Source organism: Kitasatospora sp. NPDC056181, from assembly GCF_042266225.1.
In the GTDB taxonomy this organism is placed as follows: domain Bacteria; phylum Actinomycetota; class Actinomycetes; order Streptomycetales; family Streptomycetaceae; genus Kitasatospora.
Genome location: NZ_JBHJUK010000268.1, coordinates 1 through 6,192 on the forward strand (window position 1 = coordinate 1; position 6,192 = coordinate 6,192).

Annotated in this window: 1 protein-coding gene; it reads right to left on the reverse strand. The window is 74.4% G+C overall.

Annotated elements, in window-relative coordinates; translation table 11 throughout:
* Positions 1-5,980 (reverse strand): amino acid adenylation domain-containing protein (locus tag ACFC1F_RS42385; RefSeq protein ID WP_376167050.1); only part of this gene is annotated, 5,980 nt, incomplete at its 3' end.
* Between the last annotated feature and the right edge of the window lie 212 nt (positions 5,981-6,192).

The window sequence follows — 6,192 nt, forward strand, 5'->3', positions numbered from 1 at the left end:
GCGGAACCGGCCGCAACCACTCATCCAGCACGAACAACCGCGACCCCGCCACCGCACCACCGATCGGCGGCACACCCACCACCGCACCCCCACCCGCAAACCACCCCGACGCATACACCGACGCCTCCGTCGGACCATACAAATTCACCACCTCCACCCCCGCAAACGCCTCCCGCACCCCCACCACCACATCCGCCGACAACGCCTCCCCCGCCAACACCACAACCCCCGGCCGAACCCCCGACACCACCCCCGAACCACCAGCAACCCCCGAACCACCAACCCCCAACACCCCCGCCAACGCCGACGGCACCCCACTCACCAAACTCACACCACCACCCCCAACACCACCACCCTCCGCCAACACCAACACATCCCGCACCAACACCACCGAACCCCCCGACACCAAAGGCCCGAACAACTCGAACACCGACACGTCAAAACTCAACGACGTCGACGCCAACACCCGCCCGAACCCACCACCACCGAACACACCCACCGCCCACTCCAACAACCCCACCACCGACCGATGCTCAACCACCACACCCTTCGGCACCCCCGTCGACCCCGACGTGTAGATCACATAGGCGAGTTGGCCACGATCGGTGGTGATGTCCGGTGCGGTGACCGGCAGTTCGGCCAGGGCGGCCGCGGTCCGCGGTTCGTCCAGGCGGACCGGGCGTGCTCCGGCCACCTGCTCCGCGGTCGCCGAGGTGGTCAGCAGCAGCGAGGCACCGCTGTCCCGGATCATGAAGTCCAGGCGCTCGGCCGGGTACTGCGGGTCCAGCGGCAGGTACGCCGCGCCGGCCTTCCAGACGGCGAGGACCGCCGCCACCATGTCCACCTCACGGGGCAGGCAGACGCCCACCACCGACTCCGGACCCACCCCCAGACCCACCAGGTGGTGCGCCAACCGGTTCGCCCGCACCTCCAGCTCCCCGTACGACACCTCCACCCCGCCGCAGACCACCGCCACCGCCTCCGGCGTCCGCGCCACCTGCGCCTCGAACAACCCGTGGACCGTGGCCCCGGAAACCTCCGCCGGAGTACCGCTCCACGAGGTCAGCATCCGGTCCAGCTCGTCGGGGTCCAGGACGTCGACCCCGCTCACGGGGAGGTCGAGGTCGCCGGTGAACGCGGTCAGCACCCGCAGCAGCCACCCGGCCAGGCGGACGGCCGTCTCCGGTTCGAACAGGTCGGTCGCGGCCTTGAGTGCCCCGCGCAGTCCGGCCGGGGCGCCGTGCTCGTCGAACTCCTCGCCGATGCTCACGTCCAGGTCGGTCTTGGTCGTGGCGACTCCCGTGGGCAGACCGGTGGCCCGGACACCCGCGAGGTCCGCCGTGGCACCCGCGGTGTTCCGCACCGTCAGGAGGACCTGGAACAGCGGGTGGCGGGCCAGGGAACGGACCTGCCCGAACTCCTCCACGAGCCGCTCGAAGGGGACGTCCTGGTTCTCGAAGGCCGCCAGTCCGGTCTCCCGGACCCTCCCCAGCAACTGCTCCAGGGTCGGCTCGCCGGACAGGTCGGTCCGCAGGACGAGGGTGTTGACGAAGAAGCCGACGAGGTCGTCCAGACTCTCGTCCGTGCGGCCGGCGATCGTCGCGCCGATCGGGATGTCGTCGCCGGCGCCGACCCGGTTGAGCGTGACCGCCAGGGCCGCCTGGACCAGCATGAACAGGGTCACGCCCTGGCGGCGGGCCACGGTCAGCAGGCGCCGGTGCAGCTCGGCCGGGAGCTCCAGGGGCACCTGGTGGGCCCGGTGCGAGGGCTCGGCGGGGCGGGCGCGGTCGGCGGGCAGGTGCAGCTCCTCGGGGGCGCCGGCCAGCGCCTGCCGCCAGTGGGCGACCTGGGCGGACAGCAGACTCTCCGGGTCGTCCTCCGACCCGAGCAGCTCGCGCTGCCACAGGGCGTAGTCCGCGTACTGCACCGCCGGCGGGGCCCAGTCGGGCGCCCGGTGCGCCAGCCGCGCCCGGTAGGCGACGGCCAGATCATTCGCCAGCGGCCCCATCGACCAGGCGTCGGCGGCGATGTGGTGGATCGTCAACACCAGGGTGTGCTCGTCCTCGTCGGTCGAGAACAGCCAGGCCCGGATCGGGGGCTGCGCCGAGAGGTCGAACGGGTGGCCGGCGGCCTCGGCGGCCAGGGCGGCCACCTCCTCCGCTCCGACCAGCGCCGTGGAGAGCTCCCACTCCAGCTCCGCGGGGTCCAGGACCCGCTGGTACGGCTCGCCGTCGGCAAGCGGGAACACCGTGCGCAGCACCTCGTGGCGGCCGATCACGTCCCGCAGCGCGGCATCGAGGGCCGCGCCGTCCACGGGCCCCGACAGCCGCAGCGCGAGCGGGATGTTGTAGGTGGCGCCCGGGCCCTCCAGCTGGTCGAGGAACCAGAGCCGGCGTTGGGCGAAGGAGAGCGGCAGGCGCTCGGGGCGGACCAGCGCCGTCGGCGCGGGCCGGGCCTGGCCGGCCCCGCCCAGCCTGGCGACCAGGCCGGCCGCGGTCGGCGCCTCGAACAGCGCCCGCAGTGCCGGCTCCACCCCGAACACCGCGCGCACCCGGCTCACCAGGCGGGTGGCCAGCAGCGAGTGGCCGCCCAGCGCGAAGAAGTCGTCGTCGGCGCCGACGCTCTCCAGGCCCAGGACCTCGGCGAACACCTCGGTCATCAGCTCCTCGCGCAGGCCCGCCGGGCCCCGGCCGGTCGCGGCCGGGTACTCGGGGGCGGGCAGGGCCCCGCGGTCGAGCTTGCCGTTGACCGTCAGCGGCAGCGCGTCGAGGACCACCACCGCCGAGGGCACCATGTACTGGGGCAGGTGCCGGCCCGCGAACTCCCGCACGTCGTGGGCCAGACCCGCGTGGACGCCGCCCGCGTGGGTTCCGTCGGCGGGCACCACGTAGGCGACGAGGCGCTTGTCTCCCGGGCCGTCCTCGCGGACCAGCACCGCGGCCCGAGCGAGCGCCGGGTGCCCGGCCAGGACGGCCTGGACCTCGCCCGGCTCGATCCGGAACCCGCGGATCTTCACCTGGTCGTCGCCGCGTCCCGTGAACACCAGGCGGCCCTCCCGGTCCCAGCGGGCGCGGTCGCCGGTGCGGTAGAGCCGCGTGCCGGCGGGGCCGTAGGGGTGCGCGACGAAGCGCTCGGCCGTCAGCGCCGACCGCCCCAGGTAGCCGCGGGCCAGCTGGGCGCCCGCGAGGTACAGCTCGCCGGCGACGCCGACCGGGACCGGCTTGAGCCACTCGTCGAGGACGAACGCCTGGGTGTTGGCGTTGGGCCGCCCGATGGTCGGCTCGTCCCCCGGCGCCAGCGGGCCGGCCGTGGTCGCGCAGACCGCCGCCTCGGTCGGGCCGTAGGCGTTGACCAGGCGCCGCCCCGGCGCCCAGCGGTTCACGAGGTCCGCGTCCAGGGCCTCGCCGCCGGACAGCACCGTCGTGACCGGGGCGAGGTCCTCGTCCGCCAGGACCCCGAGCACGGTCGGCGGCAGCAGCAGGTGCGTGACGCCGTGGCGGGCCACCACCTCGGCGAGCCCGCCGCCGGGCAGCAGCTCGGCGGCTGGGGCGAGAACGAGGCGTGCACCCGAGGAGAGGGCCGTCAGCAGCTCCCAGGTCGCCGCGTCGAATCCGACCGACGCGAACTGCAGCACCCGGCTGTCGGCGTCCGCCTGCCAGCCGCCGGCGGCCAGCAGGTTCACCGCGGCCTCGTGCGTGACGACGACGCCCTTCGGTGTGCCCGTGGACCCGGAGGTGTAGATCACATACGCGGCGTGGTCAGGGCGCAGGGCGCCGGGGAGGCCGGCCGCGGCCGGCGCACGGTCCGCCGGGTCAACGGGGTCGAAGGGGTCGAACGGGTCGAACGGGTCGGACGCGGTGGCGGTGGCCGGGTCGCCCCCCGCTGCGGCGCCGTCCAGGACCAGGAGCGGCGCCGAGATGCGCGCCGGCAGTGCCGGCACGCACGCCTCGGACGTCACCACGACGGCCGCGCCGGCGTCGGCCAGGGTGAAGGCGATCCGCTCGGCCGGGGACTGCGGGTCGATCGGCAGGTAGGCGCCGCCCGCCTTCAGGACGCCGAGCAGCGCCGCCACCAGGTCGATGCCGCGTTCCAGCACCACCGCGACCACCGCGTCGGGCCCGACGCCCCGGTCGGCCAGGCGGCGCGCCACCCGGTCCGCCCGTGCGTCCAACTCCGCATACGTCAGCTCGGTTTCACCGAAGACGACCGCGACGGCCTGCGGCGTGCGCGCCACCTGGGCGGCAAGGAGCCCGGGCAGCGTCGTGGGCGTGACCTCGGCCCGGGCGTCGGCGCCGGTCCACTCGGCCAGCAGCCGCTCGCGCTCGTCCCCGGCCAGGACGTCCACCCCGCTCAGCCGCACCTGCGGGTCGGCCACCACCGACTCCAGCACCCGTACCCAGCGCTCGGCGAACCGCTCGGCCGACGTGTGCTCGAACAGGTCGGCGGCCGCCGTCAGGGTACCGCGCAGCCCACCGGGCCGGCCGTTCTCGTCGACGAGCTCGCCGACCGTCACGTCCAGGTCGAACTTGGCCGCCACGGGCCCTGCCGACCAGCGACCGGCCCGCAGCCCGGGCAGGTCGACCGCCGCCCGGGCGGTGTTCTGCACGGTGAGCATCACCTGGAACAACGGGTGGCGGGCCAGCGAACGGGCCGGCGCCAGCTCCTCCACCAGCCGCTCGAACGGCACGTCCTGGTGGTCCAGCGCCGCCAGGCCGGCCTCCCGGACCCGCCCCAGCACCTCGGCGAACCCCGGGTCACCGGACAGGTCGGTGCGCACCACAAGGGTGTTGACGAAGAACCCGACCAGGTCCTCCACCGCCTCGTCGGTACGCCCGGCCACCGCCGCGCCGATCGGGATGTCGGTGCCCGCTCCCAGGCGCGACAGCAGGACGGCGAGCCCGGCCTGCAGGAGCATGAACAGGGTGACGCCCTCGGAGCGCGCCAACTCGGTTAGCCTGGCGTGCAGTTCGGGTGAGATGTCGATCCCCGCCGTGTGGCCCCGGTGACCTGCCACCGCCGGCCGCGGATGGTCGGCCGGGAGCTCCAGTTCCTGCGGAGCATCGGCCAAGGCCTGCCGCCAGTGGGCCACTTGGCGGGAGAGCGGGCTGTGCGGGTCGCTCTCGTCCCCGAGAAGATCGCGCTGCCACAGGGTGTAGTCGGCGTACTGGACCGGCAGTGGCGCCCAGTCGGGGGCCCCGCCCCCGCGCCGCGCCGCGTACGCCGTCGAGAGGTCCCGGGCCAGTGGGGCGTTGGACCATCCGTCACCGGCGATGTGATGAACCGTCAGGACGAGGACGTGCTCCTCCTCGCCCACCCGGAACAGGCCCGCCCGCAGCGGGATCTCCGTGCCGAGGTCGAAGAAGCGACCCGCCTCGCGGGCGACCGCCTCCTCCACCGCCTGCGGGTCGGCCGCCCGGCCGGGCAGCGCGACGCCGTGGTCCGTGACGGCTACGCCCGTGGCGGTCAGGTCCGTGAAGGGCAGCTCGAAACCGGTCTCCTCCACCGGGAGGATCCGCTGGTACGGCTCGCCGTCGGCCTCCGGGAAGACGGTGCGGAGCACCTCGTGGCGGCCGATCACGTCCCGCAGGGCGGCGGCCAGCGCCTCCCGGTCCAGTTCACCGGTCAGCCGCAGCGCACTGGGCAGGTTGTACGTGCTGCTCGGGCCCGCCAGCTGCCCCAGGAACCAGAGCCGGCGCTGTGCGAACGACAGCGGCAACCGCTCCGGACGCGGCATCGGCGTCAGTGCCGGCCTCGCCGGCGCGCCGTGGCCGTCGGTGTCCCCGGACCTTGCGGCACGGGCCAGCCAGGCCGCGAGCGCGGCCGGCGTCGGGTGCTCGAACAGCACCCTGATCGGCAGCTCCGCCCCCAGGACCGTGCGCACCCGGCTCACGATGCGGGTGGCCAGGAGGGAGTGCCCGCCGAGGGCGAAGAAGTCGTCCTCGACCCCGACCTCCGCCAGACCCAGCACCCGGGCGAACACCGCACACAGGATCTCCTCCCGCCCGTCCGCCGGCGCCCGACCCCCGCCCGACCCCGGCCCCACCTCCGGAACCGGCAACGCCGCCCGGTCCACCTTCCCGTTCGCATTCAACGGCAGCGCCCCCAACACCACCACCGCCGACGGCACCATGTACGACGGCAACCGACCCGCCACGAACTCCCGCACCGAACCAGCCAGTTCACCGACACCCG